This window comes from Azonexus sp., from assembly GCF_049652925.1.
In the GTDB taxonomy this organism is placed as follows: domain Bacteria; phylum Pseudomonadota; class Gammaproteobacteria; order Burkholderiales; family Rhodocyclaceae; genus Azonexus.
This window is the reverse complement of record NZ_JBASFI010000024.1, coordinates 83,961-101,678: the sequence shown is the minus strand read 5'-3', so window position 1 is coordinate 101,678 and position 17,718 is coordinate 83,961. Positions and strand designations below refer to the sequence as shown.

17 protein-coding genes are annotated in these 17,718 nt (G+C 60.0%); all 17 read right to left on the bottom strand.

The genetic code is table 11. From position 1 onward, the window contains the following. Positions 1 to 10: 10 nt before the first annotated feature. On the bottom strand, positions 11 to 1,747 hold the full coding sequence (gene mshL, locus WBK19_RS12790) for a pilus (MSHA type) biogenesis protein MshL (protein WP_511290282.1): 1,737 nt from the start codon (positions 1,745 to 1,747) through the stop codon (positions 11 to 13). Further along, positions 1,744 to 2,139: a hypothetical protein gene (locus tag WBK19_RS12785; RefSeq protein WP_511290280.1), complete on the bottom strand. Its 396-nt coding sequence runs from the start codon at positions 2,137 to 2,139 to the stop codon at positions 1,744 to 1,746. Before WBK19_RS12785 ends, mshL begins: the two co-directional genes overlap by 4 nt. Next, the gene (locus WBK19_RS12780; RefSeq protein WP_511290279.1) at positions 2,124 to 2,810 is read right to left on the bottom strand and encodes a hypothetical protein; all 687 of its coding nucleotides are present in this window, start codon (positions 2,808 to 2,810) and stop codon (positions 2,124 to 2,126) included. The genes WBK19_RS12785 and WBK19_RS12780 overlap by 16 nt, the downstream gene beginning before the upstream one ends. Beyond that, a complete protein-coding gene (locus WBK19_RS12775) occupies positions 2,807 to 3,466 on the bottom strand; it encodes a PilN domain-containing protein (protein ID WP_511290277.1) in 660 nt (219 codons plus the stop codon). Before WBK19_RS12775 ends, WBK19_RS12780 begins: the two co-directional genes overlap by 4 nt. Beyond that, the gene (locus WBK19_RS12770) at positions 3,463 to 4,389 is read right to left on the bottom strand and encodes a hypothetical protein (protein WP_511290275.1); all 927 of its coding nucleotides are present in this window, start codon (positions 4,387 to 4,389) and stop codon (positions 3,463 to 3,465) included. The genes WBK19_RS12775 and WBK19_RS12770 overlap by 4 nt, the downstream gene beginning before the upstream one ends. A 68-nt stretch (positions 4,390 to 4,457) precedes the next feature. After that, a complete protein-coding gene (locus WBK19_RS12765) occupies positions 4,458 to 8,093 on the bottom strand; it encodes an NIDO-like domain-containing protein (RefSeq protein WP_511290273.1) in 3,636 nt (1,211 codons plus the stop codon). A gap of 11 nt (positions 8,094 to 8,104) precedes the next feature. After that, positions 8,105 to 8,596: a hypothetical protein gene (locus tag WBK19_RS12760; protein WP_511290271.1), complete on the bottom strand. Its 492-nt coding sequence runs from the start codon at positions 8,594 to 8,596 to the stop codon at positions 8,105 to 8,107. After that, positions 8,593 to 9,414, bottom strand: coding sequence for a prepilin-type N-terminal cleavage/methylation domain-containing protein (locus tag WBK19_RS12755; protein WP_511290269.1), 822 nt, complete (start codon positions 9,412 to 9,414; stop codon positions 8,593 to 8,595). Before WBK19_RS12755 ends, WBK19_RS12760 begins: the two co-directional genes overlap by 4 nt. Next, the gene (locus WBK19_RS12750) at positions 9,398 to 9,952 is read right to left on the bottom strand and encodes a type IV pilus modification PilV family protein (RefSeq protein ID WP_511290267.1); all 555 of its coding nucleotides are present in this window, start codon (positions 9,950 to 9,952) and stop codon (positions 9,398 to 9,400) included. The genes WBK19_RS12755 and WBK19_RS12750 overlap by 17 nt, the downstream gene beginning before the upstream one ends. Beyond that, on the bottom strand, positions 9,942 to 10,454 hold the full coding sequence (locus WBK19_RS12745) for a pilus assembly FimT family protein (RefSeq protein WP_511290265.1): 513 nt from the start codon (positions 10,452 to 10,454) through the stop codon (positions 9,942 to 9,944). The genes WBK19_RS12750 and WBK19_RS12745 overlap by 11 nt, the downstream gene beginning before the upstream one ends. 64 nt (positions 10,455 to 10,518) lie before the next feature. Further along, complete coding sequence (locus WBK19_RS12740) at positions 10,519 to 10,917, bottom strand: pilin (RefSeq protein WP_511290264.1); 399 nt, start codon at positions 10,915 to 10,917, stop codon at positions 10,519 to 10,521. Positions 10,918 to 10,941: 24 nt separating this feature from the next. Continuing rightward, entirely contained in the window at positions 10,942 to 11,508 is a 567-nt protein-coding gene (locus WBK19_RS12735) for a prepilin-type N-terminal cleavage/methylation domain-containing protein (RefSeq protein ID WP_511290262.1), read from the bottom strand. A 60-nt stretch (positions 11,509 to 11,568) separates the two neighbouring features. Continuing rightward, entirely contained in the window at positions 11,569 to 11,997 is a 429-nt protein-coding gene (locus WBK19_RS12730) for a type II secretion system protein (RefSeq protein ID WP_511290260.1), read from the bottom strand. 7 nt (positions 11,998 to 12,004) lie between these two features. Beyond that, positions 12,005 to 13,231 carry a type II secretion system F family protein gene (locus WBK19_RS12725; protein WP_511290258.1) on the bottom strand — a complete coding sequence of 409 codons (1,227 nt, stop codon included), beginning with the start codon at positions 13,229 to 13,231 and terminating at the stop codon, positions 12,005 to 12,007. Positions 13,232 to 13,237: 6 nt separating this feature from the next. Beyond that, positions 13,238 to 14,947, bottom strand: a complete 1,710-nt coding sequence (locus WBK19_RS12720; protein ID WP_511290256.1) for a GspE/PulE family protein — start codon at positions 14,945 to 14,947, stop codon at positions 13,238 to 13,240. Between the two features lie 126 nt (positions 14,948 to 15,073). Beyond that, positions 15,074 to 16,351, bottom strand: a complete 1,278-nt coding sequence (locus tag WBK19_RS12715; RefSeq protein WP_511290254.1) for a DEAD/DEAH box helicase — start codon at positions 16,349 to 16,351, stop codon at positions 15,074 to 15,076. 185 nt (positions 16,352 to 16,536) lie between these two features. Beyond that, the gene (locus WBK19_RS12710) at positions 16,537 to 17,718 is read right to left on the bottom strand and encodes an O-succinylhomoserine sulfhydrylase (RefSeq protein ID WP_511290252.1); all 1,182 of its coding nucleotides are present in this window, start codon (positions 17,716 to 17,718) and stop codon (positions 16,537 to 16,539) included.

Below are 17,718 nucleotides of genomic sequence, written 5' to 3'. Positions count from 1 at the left end.
CCGCTACCTTTCATTGCCATTCGAGTTTGCGCTGCTGGCGCGGGTCCAGACCCTGGACACGCTCCTGCGTTTCGGCCGAGGCATTGCGCCACGAATTTTCGTCACGAATGACCGTTGACCGCATCAGGATGACCAATTCGCGCTTCTTGTTGGACACGCTCTTCTGGCCGAACAAGGCGCCCAGGCCCGGCACACCGCTGATGCCCGGCAGGCCGTAGCGGCTGGTGTTCTGCTCCTGGCTCATCAGGCCGCCGATGGCGACGATGCTGCCATCCTGGACGCGGACGATGCTGTCGGTTTCGTTGATGCTGCTCGAGGCCAGCGGTAGCGTAAAGGTGCCGAGATCGCCGAGATTGACGTTCTTGGTCTTTTCCTCGACGACGCTGACCGAGGGATGGACGTGCAAAATGATATTGCCCTCGTCGTCGATCTGCGGCGTCACATCGAGCGCAATCCCGGAGAAGAAGGGCTGCAGTGTGATGTTCGGCGTCACGACATTGCCGGCGGCGCTGGTCGTCGTGTTGGTGCTGATGCCGGTGACGAAGAAATCATCGGTACCGACCTTGAGCACGGCCTTCTGGTTGTTGGTCGTGGCGATGCGCGGGCTGGACAGCACCTGCACGTCACCCTGCCCTTCGAGGAAGGAAAGCAGCGCAGCAAAATTCTGCGACTGGAAAGCCAGGCCGAAGAAGCCGCGGCCGGCGGTAGTCGTACCAATAGAACCGTTGGCCCCGGGCACTGCGCTAACGACCGTGCCCGCGGTAACGCCCGTGGCCGCTCCGCCCAGAGTCGCCGAACCACTCAGTAACGCCCCCGGCGCCAAAGTACCGAAGGCAACCTGGCCACCGAGCAGACCGCCGAATTTGCTCCAGTTGATACCGGTCTGATACGAATCATTGAGCGATACTTCGATGATCTTCGCTTCGAGCATGACCTGGCGTTCAACCACCAGTTGCGTTGCCTTCAGGTACTCATCGACGGACCGCAGTTCGACCGGCGAAGCCTTGACGAGCACGACGCCCGACCCGGCATTGACGATCACATTCCGTCCTTCCTGGGTACCGACGATGGAATTGAGCGCCGAGCCCAGATCTTTCCAGAAATCGTAGTCAGAAGTGGTCTGCACACGCGCACTGTCGTTACTCCGCTGCGGCTGGCCACCCGTGGTTCCGGCCGGAATGCTGCCGGCCCCGCTTGAAGCCCCGCTGGTCGTCGACGGCGTGGACGTGGTCGGCGAGCTGCCGGTCACCCGCATGTCGCTCATACCCTGACGACGATTGGCCAGGTAGTTGATCTTGAAAATACGCGTCTGGATGGTATTGGGCTGAACATAGATTCGAGTGCCCTGGACCCGGTAGTCATAGCCATAAACTTCACGCAGCGTCTCAAGCGCCTCACGTACCGTCGTGCTCTTCAGGTTGAGGCTGACCGTGCCCGACAATTCAGGCGGGAACAGCACGCTGTACTGGGTACCGGAGACCAGGGCATTGAGAACCTGAGCCACCGGCGCATTGTTCACTGCCAGATTGAAGCGCGGCTCCGGCTTGGCTGCGGCCGGCTGATCGAGTTGCAACGGTGGCACCATGGCCTGACCGACGACATCTCCCTGCGGCCGGGTCGCCTTGCTTGCCGCGGCGGCGCCCAGTTCCTTGTCGGCACGCTCGAAGGCATCACCCCGACGCGCATGCTGGTTGCTGCACGCGCTCAGCATCAGTGCCGACAATCCAATTATCAAAATCTTGCTCATGGCAGACCCTTCACTGGCCCGGTTTTCCCCGTCTTGCGGGGCTTGGGCGTTTCAATCATCTGTTTTTCAACGTCGGGGGTCAGGTAAAGATGGGTCACTCCATCCGCTCCCTGCAATACAGCTTCGCGCTCATTCAGGCGGACCAGCGTCGCGCCGCCGACCCGATCGCCCAAAGCAACGGTCTTGCCGCCGATCACGGCAACCGGCCGACCGCCTTGTCGCATCAGCACCGACTGCAAGCGCAAACCGCCGGCGCTCTCGCCAGCAGACCGGGCATCATCGACCGGCGCCAGCCAGGCTGCCGGTGGACGCGTCGGATCGGCCGACTGGGCCGTAGCCGAGGTCGCAACAACAAGCAGGACGAGTGCAATCAGCCTCATAGGGTCAACCATGTCTTGTCCGGACTCAGGGTATAAACGGTCAGGGTCATTTCGGACCGCGGGTAATCGATCACGCGATAGCTCAACTGTCCCCACAGCAGGCGTTGCGGCAATTTTTCAAGCTGGGCCAGATAGCCATGAAGCTGGCTGTAGCTGCCTTCGAGACGGATTTCCACGCCATGCCGATAAAGGTCAAAGGAGCGCTCTACCGGCTTGCCATCGGTTTCCTTGGCCGCCTCTTTTTCGCGCAGCACGCTTTGCGGCGCCTGCGTTTTCAGACTGACCAGACGCAAGCCCGATTGCCGAACCAGCAGGCGTTCGAGCAGGCCATTCATGTCTTCGGGCCGAACCAGTGTCGAGCCTTGCTGACGCAACTGCTCATCCATTTGATCACGCTGAGCGATCAGGGCCGCCAGTTCGGCCTTTTTGCCGGCATCCGGATCGATCTTCAATTCCTGTTGCAGGCTGGCTGCCTGCGTCTGCATGGCCGCCAACGAAGCGCTCTCGGTGGCGATGGTATTCTGCATTGCCTTGCTGCGGCTCCACTGCGGGTCGACAAACAACGCATTGCCGATCAGCAACGGGCCAAGCACCAGTGCCAGCGCGACAAACAAACGTTCGCGCTGCGACAACGCTGCATATCGGCGGCACAAGCGATTCCATTGCTGGCACAGTACTTTCATCGCGCCCTCTCCTGCCCGGCGACCAGTTCAGTACGCAGGGCGAATTCGGTATAACGCGCCGGCGCCCTGACTCGGGCGGCTGAAGGCGCTTCATCACGCCTTTCGTCGCCTGGATCGACGCCCTTCATGTCGAGCGCGGCAAAGCGACGACCGGCAAAGGCCGGTTCATCGTTGAGCCGGTTGATATAGGTCGGCAGCAAGGCCGGATCGAGCAGTCGACCGCGAATCTCGATTTCCTTGTCGGCGAAGCTGAAGCCAAGGAGCCAGACACCTTCAAGGGTCTGTCGGGAAAATCCCTGCAGCAGGCCGGAATACGCGTTTCCCTGCGTCACATCGCCCTGGGCGATGACGGCAAGCACCTCCTGGCGCTGGGTGACACCCAAGCGCACCGCCGTTATCTGGCGGTCCAGCGAGGTGTCTCCCTGGCGGGCAGCAAGAGACTGGCCGAACGACTGCACTTGCTGCTGCGCGGCTAGCAACTGGTTCTTTATTTCGGTCTCATGCGCCTTGAGATTCATCGCCTGATTCATACCCAAGGCCGCCAGAATACTGACCATCACAAGACCGACCAAAGCCGCACCGGCGACCACCGGCAAGGCCAGCCAGTCAAAACGCGGCCGCAAGGCCGGCAGAATCAGGTTGATCTGCTGGCTCATGCGTCGCTCCTGAGCGCAGCGCCAATAGCGAGCAGGCTCTGCGCCTGACGCTCGGCCGAACGCAATTCAGGCAATCCCGCAAAATCGGCCACCGTAGCAAGATCCGCAGCCTGTACCGGCAAATAGAGGTTCTCGATGAGCCCGGCAACCGTTCCGGCGCTGTCGAACTCGGAGGCCACCAACAGGCGCGAAACCGAAATAAAACCGTACTGCCGATCAAAATTGTCCAGCGTGCGTTGAAGTTCCAGCGCCAGACGCTCAAGAATTTGTCGGCGCCGCTCTTCATCTGCCTTGGCCAAGGCATCCGAATCGATTTCGATGCGCCGTGACAGGAACAACTCACCACCGCAGGTGATGGTCAACAAGCTGTCGCCCTGGGTCAAAGCGAGGAAAGCCAGGCCGCGATTGGGCTCTTCGAAGAGCACCGCAACATTGCGCACCGCCATTTCGGGAATATCGATGGCTTCGAGCGGAATTTTCTTTTCATGAAACAGCGCCATCCGCTCACCGACCACCGAGGCCGGCGCGACGACAGCGAAGACGCTGGCCTGGCGCCCGCCTTCGGTAGGAATGTCGGCAACGGCAATCGCCGCGTCATCGACCGGAAAATCAACCACATCCTTGAGACGCCAGCGCAAGGCCTGCACCCGCTCTTCAGCCGGTACGGCGGGTGCGTCAATCTGCACCAGCCGGTAATCGTTCTCGCCAAGCAGGACCGCGCAGCGGTAGCGCTTCAGGCCGCGGCTCTGGCCAAGACGGGACAAGGCGTCGCCCTCGCTCTTCTCAATGCGAAACGAGTCGCAAAGCTTGATCTCAGGGCGTTTACCAACCGGGCGAATGACATGGGCAAGGTCAATGCGATCGCCGTGCCGGACAACCGACATCCACCCCGCTTCGAACTTCACCCCAATATTCGGCCACATTGTCCCGACACCTTAAGTTTTTTCAGAAGGATATCCAGTAACGCGTTATTTTTCAATGGTTTTTTGAATCAATACCGTTCGCGAAAATAGATTACTGGAGAACGTGGACCGCAGGCACCAAAACAAGCACGCGCCGAGGGCGCCGACAAGGTCAGCCAGCTATTCGCCCCGCGCAAAATGGCGCCCGAAATATCGACCAGTCCGGGATTTCCCGCTCCCGGCGCAGTCAGGCGCAGCCGCGAATCACCGGCCAGAACCGGCGACGAAATACTGGCTGTCGTCTTGGTGGCAAGCACATTGGTCAGCCCCGTATTTCCATTGCTCGGGACAGTCAGCGCCGTACATGTGTCTGCCAAGTTGGTTGTCCAGCCGCTTGCCGACCAGTACTGGACCTTGGCCGGAACAGCGAGGGGCATGAGTTCGCTGCCGTAGGCATTGTTCAAGGAGAGGCGCCCCGCCCGAACCGTAGCCGAGCCGTCGGTACCTGCCATCAGCGCGGTACCGGATGCCGAATCAGCATCTTCGGCATGCACGGCTATCGCGGTCGGCACCGCTGGAAATGGGTTGAAAACATAGGAAACCTTGCCAGTTGCATCGTTGAAGGCCACCGTCCCAATCCCGACCGAAAACTTGCTGGCGGGAATGGCGCCATTCCCGCCAGCGACTGCATCAACATAAAGGCTGCCAGATGCTCCCCCTGCTGCCAGAGAAAGGTTCACGCTTTTTGCGAAGCCGCTGGTCGAATTGAAATTTGGCGTTGTCGCGCCCTTCGCATTCAAGGCCGTCGCTGTCACCGAGAAAGGCTGGCCAGGCACGGCTGGCGCCCCCGTCTGCCCACCATAGACAAAACCTGGGCATTGGGTTGCCACGGCCACATTGAAATGATCAGCATAGAATCGGCCGACATTGCCACTGACCGTTGCCCCCACCGCACCGCTGCCAAGGTAATCGCCTCCGTTGAGCGCAGGGGTCAGGCGGATTATCCCGACATCGTCCCAGGTGAAGGTAGTCCCGGTGGCCGAGCCAGAGGAAAATGCACCAAAGGCCGACGGATTGGTAATCCCGGGATTGTTGGTCAGGTTAAGACCAGTCACCAGGGCACTGCTGATGGAAACGCCTACCGGCGTAGTCTCCTGGCCAAAGTTTGGTGTTCTGCACGTAGCTGGAACGCTCGACAGCAGCGAATAGCCACTCAGGCTTGCCGCGCAGGAAGCGTTGACCGCAGTAACCGTGGCAGAAAAATTTTCTCCGGCTCGCACGAATCGACTTCCTGCTGCCGTCGCTGCCGCCGGATTCGCCGTGTAAGGCGATGCGGTTTGCTTGATATCGGTGAGCAGCAGACTATAGGGCTTGACGACAAACAACGATGATGAACCAGCCACAGTAGGGCTGGTCGAGGTTGCCGGGTAACGCACCCACATGCGAATTTTGCCGACATCGGTGTAGTTGAAAGTAAACGGCACTGCCGGTAGCGGGTTGGTTGCCGTCGCATTGAAAGTCAGCGACTTGGTCGTATAAGAGCCAGCGGAAGACGACACCGCCCCCGCAGCGTTGCTGGCGATGCCGCCCGCCGACCCCGCCCCGGTGCCCGGCGCGAAGGTCAGTGTCTGCCCGCTCTGGCAAGTCGCCGGGTCACTGCATTCATAAGCCAGTCCGATATCCACCGCGCTACCCGACGGAAATACCGAGGAACAGACTCCGGTACAGGCCCCCGCCGCCGTACAGGTATTCCGGACTGCCTGCAGGTAATAGGTGCCGGAACTGGTCCCGGCCACCTGATTGGTCACAAAGTTTCCGGCCGAGTCGACGAAGCGGAACCCGGCTTGGGTAAACACGAGGTTTGCGTCACAAGTCGTCCCTGACGTGTAGTCTTCCGCCACGCAAGTGGCCGCCGTACCGGAATGCTCGGTGTAGGTTCCGGCCGCCACATTGATGTTGATAGATTCGGCATAACTGTTGCGCAGGCCGAGCACAATGAGCGCTTCGTTACTAAAGGTGTAACTGGCCGCGCCATTTCCCGCATTGGAGACCGCGCCGTTGCCAGTAACCAGAGCCCAATCGCCGTGGTTGGTACTCGTCGTCAGGTTGATCTGCGTCCCGGACAGCGATATCTGGTTATGACTCGCATCGTGTGCCTCGATCGTCACGCTGGCCGCATCGCAATTAACCACACTGCCGGCATGCATGATGTGGAAATGGTCGATCGATGTACAACTCGTCCGGGTGGCATTTTTGTCGTTCAGCGCCTGCGTGGCGTTGATTTCCTTGTTGTAGAAATTGACCTCGTCGATAAACCCGTTTGCGCTATTGCCCGTCCCGCCAGAGGGGGTAATTCCCGAGCTGCGGTTGTCGCCGATATAAACCGATGAGAGCGCCGTAATCGCACCGGCTGCGGAGGTAAAGCGCGTTGAAGTTGCTTGGACGCCATTGAGGAATATTTTCAGTACGGTCTGGTTTGAACCGGGATTGATGCTCCACGTGACCCCGACGTGTTGCCAGGTTGCTGCGTTGAAAGACTGTGCGGCAGAAGACAGCGTGGTTACGGTTCCGGCCGAGTCCGTCACGACAAACTTGAGCGTTCCGCTTGCCGTCTTCATCAGGTAGAAGGGCCGCGCGGCGGTTGTGGTTGCGTCGAACAGCATGACATCGGAGCCCGATGTATTCCATTTGACGTTCGATTGATACCAGAAGTCGATGGCGCCTTGCGATGTTGGTGCAATGGTCGTCGCCACGGCATCGATTGTCGCGTTGGAGGTATTCGACGGAAAACTCCCTCCCCGGCATACCTTGCCGGTCGAAGAACTGACTGCCCCCCCAGTCCGCAGGGCGTTGTAGGTGCCTGTTGCGGTATCCACGACTTCGCCGGCTGTTCCGTTCCACAAACCTTCATCGAAACGAAACTCGGCCTGCTTACCGGTAAATTGCGACGACGGATACCAGAGAATGGCCGTCCCTACAGTCGGGTCGATATAGGCCTGGTTGTAGGAATACTGGGTGTAGTCAGTTGAACTGACCTGAACGCCGACGGTGGCGGCCGAGCCGGTCGAACTGCCGCTGGTGTATTGGAACTTGAAGTTGCTGTTGCCGCCGGTGGTCGGGGTTTCGTACAGGATGACCTGGAAGTTGTAGCGCGTGGTCGTGTTGTAGAGCTTGACGTTGACCCATGAAATGACGAAACGCCGATTGGGCTTTGTCCCAAGCAATTCATATTTGATCGACGCGCCACTGGTGCTGTTTGCCGTTCCGGCAACGATATCCGTCCAGTACGGGATGATGATGTTGGTGGCAGTTCCGCCAGGGCAACTGCCGGAATAGGACCCCACCGCAGGAGCCGGCAACGTCGCGTTGCCGAAGTCACGCCACAGGCCGGAATTGTCCGTTCCGAAAGTCAGCATCCCGTTGGAGTAAATGCGCAGCGAGGTGTAGGCCACGCCAGCGAAGGTGAAGGTGAAATCATTGGCCGGCGTAGTGGCGTTGGTAATGTTGGCGTCGGCATAATCATCATCTCCATTCGGGTATCCCGAGCAGGCCGACGCATTGGTAGTATGCCAGGTCACCGTCGTCGCCGATGCAGACGGTGTGTCGTAGCTGAAAGTGTCCGAGCGATAGGAGTAGGTCTGTGCCCAACCAAGCAGGCTGAAGGACAGGAGCAGCATGGCTGCCCACAGTTTCATCCAGCCATTCGATACAAATCGCTTGTTCATTCTCTTGCCCCCTAGCAATCGAAAGGCGCCGCCGGCACATTGATCGGATCCCGGCATTTTTCCAGCGTCACCTCAACCTGCCGCTCGATGCCGGGCGCCTTGACGCCGGCAGCAATCGCCCGCGAGACAATTCGGTAGAAACGAAGCTGCCGAGTGCCTTCGGTGGTATCCCAGCTCTGGCAATTGACTGTCACCGCATGCCCCGGAATGGCCGGCGTGCCGTTGACACAGGCCGGCAGCCCGGCGCTCTGGGCATTCGGATCAAGCTGGAACATGCCCCACTCGGCGCCGGCCCGCGCTGCCTGATAGGCCCGCGCACCACCGATGTCGGCCGCCTGGTTTACATGTGCAGTTGATACGACATTGGCGATGACGGCGGCCAGTACCGACATCAGCAGCAACAGGAAGATGCCGGTGATGATCGAGACGCCGCGCTGGCGTCCGGGAGTCGAAACTCCTGAATGCCACGGTCGACCGGAAAAATTGCCCGAAATTGAAATCATGGCGTATTCAGCACATCGACCTGATGCAGCAACTCGACCGACTCGCCGTTGCGCGTCAGCGTCAGGCGCAGGACAACCAGGCCGTTGCGCTGGAGGATCGCCGGCGTGTAATTGAAGGCACAACCGGTAACGTTGTCGGCCAGCACCGCGGTCACACCGCCCAGCGCACCAAATGCCACGGGCTGCGCGGCGAGAAAACCGTAACCGGAATGCCGGACAAGCGCCGCCCCGGTACATTCATAGGTCACCGGGCCACCAACGATCTGGAAGCGGTTTTGCGGTGAAGCCAGCGGAAATTGCGTGCCGGCCGGGGCGAAAGTAATGTTGTTGAGGCCGACACCGGCAGTCGCCGCCCGCCGGCTGGTTCCTTCATAAACATCCGAGCCCGTTTGCCCGAGGTTGAATATCACCAGCTGGTCGCCGGCCAGAATGGTCACCGGCGGCCCGAGGACATCGAAAGTCGTGTCGGTATTGCTGGCGAAATTGAGAAGGTCGCCGCCGCCGGTGGAATTCAACTCGACACGGTAGCGCCCGGCATCGCGGATCGGCACGAACTCGAGAATGTTGTTGCCGGAAAGCCGCACGCTATTGGGCAATGCCGACTGCAGTTCGCGAGCAATCCGGCGCAGGGTGGTATCGGCCGCGTCCGACAATTCGGCCCGGTTGCCGGCATCGATGTAGGCATCGACCTGGCCGCGCCCGAACATAGCCACCATCGAAACGATGATGCCGGTGATGACAATCGAAATGATCATCTCGACCAGTGTGAATCCACGGTCAACCCGAAAAAACGGCCGAAAATCAAATGCGCGGCGCATAGCGAAAACGATAGCCGGTCAAAGAAAAGGTTTCGGTGCCGCGGGTTACGGTCACCGTGACACTGAGCGCCGCCGTGTCATCGGCCAACCCCAGAGCCGTCCCGGCACGCGCGACAGCAACGCTGGCGGTATAGCCTGCCATGGCATTGCTGCCGGAAGGGTCATCAATATTGGCCATGGAAAAACCGCCATAGTCCGCCACATTGTCAAAAGCTGTTCCCGCCCCTGCCGCATAGCGAGTTTCGCCGGCCGGCGTCGGCCCGAAAGCGTTCTGCGGGTTAGTGCAATCGCCGTAAGACTGTGCCGTCGACGCCGCTGGATCGTCCGGATCACACCAGGTAAACGGTTGGTGCATGACCTCGTGGAGCAAGGATTCAGTAATGGCGACGAGTTGCTTGGTCAGCATCGGATCGGCGCTGGCCCGGATGGCAGGATTCATGACCGACACCAAGCCAATGACGCCAACGCTGACGATAACAATGAACACAATTTGCTCGATCAGCGTGATGCCACGCTGCAGGGCTGGCCTAATGGACATAACCCGTTTCCGCCTCAACGGTGATCGCCAGCGCAGCGGGCAGCCCGGAGACATTGATCGATGCAGCCCCGCCCGGTCGCCCACCGGCATCGAATACCACATCGGCCGGCAAGGCGGCAAAGGTAACGCTACCGGTTGCCGTCACGACCAGTGGATTACCTTCCGGCCCGGATAGCGCATTGCCAGCCGCGCAATTCACTGCTCCGTTGGCAGTCGAGATGGCAAAAGTTACGCTAGCCGGCGGCGAGGAAAAACTGGCGCAAACCGTCCGCCGACTGGCGATGGCAGATTTCTGGGCGTAGCGCAAGCCGGCCACAACGCGGTCACGAAAACCACGCTCGTCGAAACCAGAACCGCCATCCCACTTCGGAAATACAACCACGGCAAGAATTCCGATGATGACGATCGTCGCAATCAATTCGATCAGCGTAAATCCATTTTCCAAAGACGAAAACCCGCCACGCGGCGGGTTTTCAGCTAATTCGCAGACCGCAGGCCGCATTGACGGCGACCTGACTAATTTACGAAGCAGCGATAAAGAGGATCGCCTCTTTTACGTCGCTGCATTACTGTCCGGCACCGATGCCGCTAAAGGTCGTCGGTCCCGTCGGGGTGTAGCCGGAGAGTACCAGCGTACAGCTTACGTTCGCCCCGTTACCAGTAATCGCGGCTGCGGTAACGCTGTAACCGGTAGGCAGGCCACCCTGCATGATGGAACCGGTGTCATCGCAGTCATCGACCGCGATGCACTTGTTCGCAGTGACAACATTGTTCTTCGCCGCACAACCGGCGTAGTTCACCGTCATCGCCGATGCTGCCCCACCACGGACCCCCTGATACGCTGCTTCATTGGCTTCCGAACGCAGATCGATAAATTTCGGCAATGCCGTCGCCGCGAGGATGCCGAGAATGACAATTACGACCACCAGTTCGATCAGGGTAAAACCTTTTTGCATAGTTTTCATCACCAACTCCTAAAAATTAAAAAATCAACATCCGGTCGTGGTCAGCCCGCTGATCGTTGCCGCAGTATTTGGCGCCGTCGGTTGGGTGTATTTAAAGAAACAGGTTGCAGCAGTAGTTGCACCGAGGACGCCAAAGGTGGCTTCGCCACCCACGACATCGTAGGTATAACCCTCAGCCTGCAGTTGCGCGGCATCCGGGTTGAAAACACCGGTCAGGCCGGCCATGGAAAGGATGCCGGCGGTGCCGATCCCTGTCACCGCCGGGTAGGCGTAGACCATGTTGATCAGGCCGCTTTCAGTACAAATGGTACCGCTCGCCCCGGTCGCGTTGTTAGCCGTGCCGCCACCGGCACAGGGCGCCGTATCGGCAATACCAGCCCGTGAAAAGGCCGTCGCATGGACCAGCGCCGAGGCGGCGGAGACGCTGCCCCGAGCTGCCTGCAACTTGGCAATGCGGGCATCGCGCTGCAAATTGACGAAACGCGGCAAGGCAACTGCCGCCAGGATGCCGAGAATGATGACAACGACAATCAGCTCGATCAGCGTAAAACCGAACTGGCCTTGCCTGCGACGGACGGGTTTATGGTTCATGTCAGGTTTAACGGGTATAAGTTTTATTACTTTAGACATATTCATCTTCCTTCTCAACATTTATTCTCGTTGGTCTTCAAGTCGCAACAATCCGACGCCTGCCACAACAGCCCTCGGGCTCTCGACATTACCATCGCGACTGAGCTTGAATCTGGCTCGATGCCCATCACGAAAACGGTAAACAAGCTCCTTTGCCCTCCGGTCGAAATACCAGACTGCCTCGCTGTCCGGCATGCCATCCACTTCTCCAACATAGCTTGCCGGCCGGGTGGCAACCCATTCGAGCGGGTTGTCACTCTTCGGCAAAGTGCCGCCAAACGTTTCCCGGTGCGCCACCACCTCCATCAAGCCAATTCGTATCGCCGACACTTCAGACTGCACGCTGGCCTCTTCCATTTCATTGCTCATCCGCCCCAGCGCCTTCAAGAGCACCAAAGCGAGGATGCCGATCAGGACGACGACAACCGCGAACTCGTAATAGCGCCGCATGTTTGCATCAACGCTTGATGGCGACCTTGCCGAGGTCCCACATCGGCAGGAAGATACCGAGCGCCAGCACCAGCACCAGCGCGCCCAAACAAACGATAAGGATCGGCTCAATCTGCTGGCCGAGCGTCTTCAGTTCATATTCGACTTCGCGCTGGTACATCTGGCCGACTTCTTCCAGCATGTCGTCGAGCGCGCCGGACTCTTCACCAACCGAGATCATCTGGAGCACGACCGGCGAGAAAAATCCAGAGGCAATGGCCGAACGGACGACGCTTTCGCCGCGTTCGACCGTGTCGCGCATGCCTTCGATCTTGGCCGCGATGTAGCTGTTATCGACGGTTTGCGATGAGTTGGTCAGAGCCTGCATGACGGGCACGCCACTGCGCATGCCAAGGGCGAAGCTGCGGGCAAATCGGGCCATCGCCGCCTTGCGGACGATTTTTCCGGCAATCGGGAAACGCAGCAGCATTGACTCCCACTGCATACGCCCCGTGGCGGTGCCGATCCAGGCCTTGAAAAGGAACACAGCGGCAATGGTGCCGACGAGCAAGGCCGGCCACCAGGCGACCATAAAATTGGAAAAACCGAGCAGAATTTGTGTCATCAACGGCAGTTCAGCACCGAAGCCCTGGAACACCTTGGCAAAGGCCGGGATGACGAAGATATTGACGACAATGATCGCCGCCGCCATCGCCATCACGACAAACATCGGATAGCGCAAGGCCGATTTGACCTGTTCGCGCATGAAGCGCTCGAACTCGAGGTGATCGAACAGGCGCAGGAAAATCTCGTCGAGCAGGCCGGTCGCCTCGCCAACCCGCACCATTGAAATGTAAAAAGGGTTGAATACCTTGGGATGGCGCGCGAGCGATACCGATAGTTCGCGACCCGCCTCCAGGCTTTCGCGGACGTCACCGATCACTTTCTTCATCGCCGGATTGGTCGCCGACTCCTGCAGGCCGCTCAGGGCACGCATGATCGGTACCCCGGACTTGAGCAGCGTGTGAATCTGCCGCGAGAAAAGCAGGATATCGACGTGTTCTACCTTGGGCTTGAACAAATCGAAGCCGCCATCACCAGCGCTCTTGGTCGTGGCGCGGGTCTCCTGAATCGAAACCGGTGTGATGCCGCGACCAAGCAGGACGTCAGCCACGCCGCCTGAACTGGCGCCTTCGAGCACGCCTTCGATCAGCTTGCCGCCGCCATCCCGTCCCTTGTAGGCAAAGTTGGCCACCCCAGCTTATTCCTCGAACTGGTTGCTGACACGCATGGCTTCGGCCACCGTGGTCCGGCCGGACAGGACCAGGCGGACGGCATCGCGGCGCAGGGTTTCGCCGCCCATCTGCTGGCGGGCTACGCGCATGAATTCACCCGGGTCTTCATGATTGATCGCTTCGACCACGGTATCGCTCATCTCAAGGAATTCGTAGACCCCGCTCCGCCCCTGATAGCCTGTATTGGCGCAATGCGCGCAGCCACGACCATGATGATAGGCGTGGTCATCAATGCCATTCCCCAGCTCATAGCGCAGCCATTCATGCTCGTTTGGCGTCAGCGTATAGGCCTCGCGGCAGTTGCTGCAGATCAGCCGGACCAGACGCTGGGCGATGACCATATGGACCGACAGTGCCACCATGTAGCGCGGCACGCCCATGTCGAGCAGGCGGATCGGCGTCGATACGGCATCGTTGGTGTGCAGCGTCGATAGCACGAGGTGACCGGTCATGGCGGCGCGCATGCCGATTTCTGCGGTTTCCTGGTCGCGCATTTCGCCAATCAGCACGATATCCGGGTCCTGGCGCAGCACGGTACGCAGCACGCGTGAAAAGGAGAGATCGATCTTTTCGTGCACCTGCACCTGATTCAGGCCACCCAGCCGGTATTCGACCGGGTCTTCGACGGTAATGACTTTCTTTTCCGGGCTGTTCAGTTCGTTGAGCGCGGCGTAGAGCGTCGTCGTCTTGCCTGATCCGGTCGGGCCGGTAACCAGCACCATGCCGCTCGGGCGTTTCAAGGCATGGCGGAGACGCTCTAGCACGCGCTCCGGCATGCCGATCTTGTCGAGTTCGAGCAGGCCGGTGTTCTGGGCGAGCAGACGCATGACCACCGATTCGCCGTACTGGGTGGGCAAGGTCGAGATCCGCACGTCGACCGGGTTGGCGCGCACCTTGATATTGAAACGGCCATCCTGCGGCAGGCGTTTTTCGGAAATATCGAGCCCTGACATCAGCTTGAGGCGCAGAGCAACGGCCGATGAAACCTTGGCATCGGCTTCGGTCTGGATGTGCAGCACGCCGTCGATACGAAAACGGATGCGCAGTGATTTTTCCTGCGGCTCGAAATGGATGTCGGAAGCGCGCAGACGCATGGCTTCTTCGAACACCGTTTGCAGCAGCTTGACGACCGGCGCATCTTCGGCGCCCGGATTGAGGCCGAGCAGGTCGCCGAACTCGATCGGCATGTCGCCCAGCTCGGCGGTCAGCTCCTTGGCCAGCCCGGTAATCTGCTCGCCACGGTGATAGACACGGTCGACCATGGCCAGCAACTGGCTTTCGGTAACGACGGCGAGGTCGATCTCGCGTTTGACCAGACGGGTGATTTCGTCATAGGCCTGCAAGTCGGTCGGATCGGCCAGGCCAATCTGCAAACGGCCGTCCGGCAACTGCTCGAGCACCATCGCCCGAAAACGCCGGGCCGGCGCTTCCGGTAACAGTTTGATCAGATCCGGCTTGGGGGTGAAATTCTTGAGGTCGACAAAGGGAATCCGCAACTGACGGGCCAGCGCCTGCGAGATGCCTTCCTCGGTGACGTAGCCGCTCTCGACAAAGACGCGCCCAAGCTTGCGCCCGGTGCGTTTCTGCTCGTCGAGCGCAATTTTCAGTTGTTCATCGGTCAGCAGGCCTTGCTGGATCAGCAGGTCACCGAGCCGGACTTTTTGCGGGGGGGGCATCCCGACCTCCAAAACACCTTAAGAAACTGCGTTAACAATATGAAGTTACGGCTTAAGTTTCCACAGTAGACGTTTTTTCACCCCCCGACAAGTCAGTTGCCCCCAAACCACAGGGGCGACCGAAAATCAGCGATGCCGGTTGCCGCTGTGATGTTGCTGCGGTCGACTCGGGTTTTGCACTGTTTTCTTGGCCTGTGGCCGGCCGGGTTGCGGCTTGCGCACGCCGCGCGGCGGTTGCACCGGCTTCGGCGGCGCGACAGCTGATGCTTCGAAACCCGGAATGACGAGGCGCTCCAGATCACGCTTGATCAGTCGTTCAATGTCGCGCAGGCTACCGCGCTCGTCGTGGCTGACCAGCGAGATCGCCTTGCCTTCCATGCCGGCGCGCCCGGTACGGCCGATGCGATGCACGTAGTCTTCGGCGACATCTGGCAGCTCAAAATTGATGACGTAGGGTAGTGCATCGATATCGATGCCGCGCGCCGCGATATCGGTCGCCACCAGCGCCACCAGCTTGCCGTCCTTGAAATCGGTGAGGGCACGCGTCCGGGCCCCTTGCGATTTATTGCCGTGGATGGCGGCCGAACTGATGCCGGCTTTTTCCAGCGTCTTGGACAAGGCATCGGCACCGTGCTTGGTCCGGGCAAAAACCAGCACCTGATGCCAGCCGCGGGTTTCGAACAGGTGACAGAGCAATGCCTTCTTCTGGTCGCGGTTGGTTTCGATGACACACTGGGCCACCGTTTCGGCCGCGGTATTGCGCGCGGCGACATCGACCGAGGCCGGATTGTGCAGCAGGCCGGCGGCCAGTTCGCGGATGTCCGGCGAAAAGGTCGCCGAGAACATCAGGTTCTGGCGTTGTTTCGGCAGCAGGGCGATGATCTTGCGGATATCGCGGATGAAGCCCATGTCGAGCATGCGGTCGGCCTCGTCGAGGACCAGAATCTCGACCGCAGAGAGATCGACCGTGCGTTGCTGAATGTGATCGAGCAGGCGGCCCGGTGTCGCCACCAGAATATCGACGCCACGGCGCAGACCGGCGATCTGCGGATTGATGCCGACGCCACCAAAGACGGCCAGCGAGACGACCGGCAGATGCTTGCCGTAGGTACGCACGCTTTCCTCGACCTGGATGGCCAGTTCACGGGTCGGCACGAGGACCAGCACGCGCGGCTTCTTGGTGACGCGGGCGAGATGCCCGGCCGGGCCGCTGAACAGGCGGTGCAGGATGGGCAGCGTGAAGCCGGCCGTCTTGCCGGTGCCGGTCTGGGCGGTGGCCATCAGGTCGCGACCAGTCATGACGGCCGGAATGGCCTGCTGCTGGATGGGGGTCGGCGTGTCGTAACCTTGGTCGGCAACGGCGCGCAGGAGTTCGGCCTTGAGGCCGAGATCGGAGAAATGCATGGAAATCCTTGGATAAAGCCTGACCGGAGGGGCCAGGGAGCAACGATGCAGCGAGGGTCAGGAGAAACCGGGTTTCAATTTTGGGCATTTTTTCCGGTTGACCGTGGAAAGTTCGGTAAACCCAAAAAAAGCCCTGCTCCGGTTGTTTGCGCCCCCTCGCTGTCGGCGCGTGAAAATTCAGTCGATCAGATAACGGCCAGACCCCGTTCGAGGTCGGCCTGCAGATCCTCCACCGCTTCGAGGCCGACAGCGATGCGCAGCAGCCCTTCATTGATGCCGGCCGCGGCCCGGGCTTCCGGGGAAATGCGGCCATGCGTGGTGGAGGCGGGATGGGTAATGGTGGTTTTGGTGTCGCCGAGATTGGCGGTAATGGACAGCAGACGGCAATTATCGACGACCTGCCAGGCTTGTTCGCGAGCGCCCTTGACCTCGAAGGCCACAATGGCACCCCCCGATTTCTGCTGGGTATTCGCCAGTTCGTGCTGCGGATGCGAGGGCAGGCCGGGATAGAAAACGCGCGCCACTTTCGGATGCGCTTCGAGCCAGGCCGCCAATTGCGCCGCATTGGCCGATTGCGCCTCAACGCGCAGCTTCAGCGTTTCGAGACCCTTGAGCAGCACCCAGGCATTGAAGGCCGACAGCGTCGGACCGGCCGTGCGCAGGTATTTGAAGACTTCTTCGGTCAGTTTCTTCGGGCCGCAGACGGCACCGCCCAGCACGCGGCCCTGACCATCAAGGAACTTGGTCGCCGAATGGATGACCAGATCGGCCCCCATGTCGATCGGACGCTGCAGGATGGGCGTGCAGAAACAGTTGTCGACAGCGACCAGGATGCCTTTGGCGTGGGCGATTTCGGCCAGCTTTCGGATGTCAGCGATTTCCGTCAACGGATTGGACGGCGTTTCGAGGAAGAACAGCTTGGTTTCCGGCCGGATCGCCGCAGCCCACTCAGCCGGATCGGTATGCGAGACGAAGGTGGTCGTGATGCCGGTGCGCGACAGGATGTTGTTGAACAACTGCACCGTGGCGCCAAACAGGCTGTTCGAGGCAACGATGTGGTCGCCCTGCTTGAGGTGGGCCAGCACGGCAGCCATGATCGCCGACATGCCGCTGGCCGTGGCGACGCAATCCTCGGCGCCTTCCAGCGCAGCGAGGCGTTCCTCGAACATGGTGACGGTCGGGTTCGAAAAGCGGGCGTAAACGTTGCCCTCTTCCTCACCGGAGAAGCGCTTGGCCGCCTGCCCTGCGCTCTTGAAGACAAAACTGGAGGTCAGGTAGAGCGCTTCGGAATGTTCGCCGAACTGGCTGCGCTGCTGGCCGGCACGAACAGCCAGGGTTTCAGGACGGTAATCGGGCAAATCAGACAT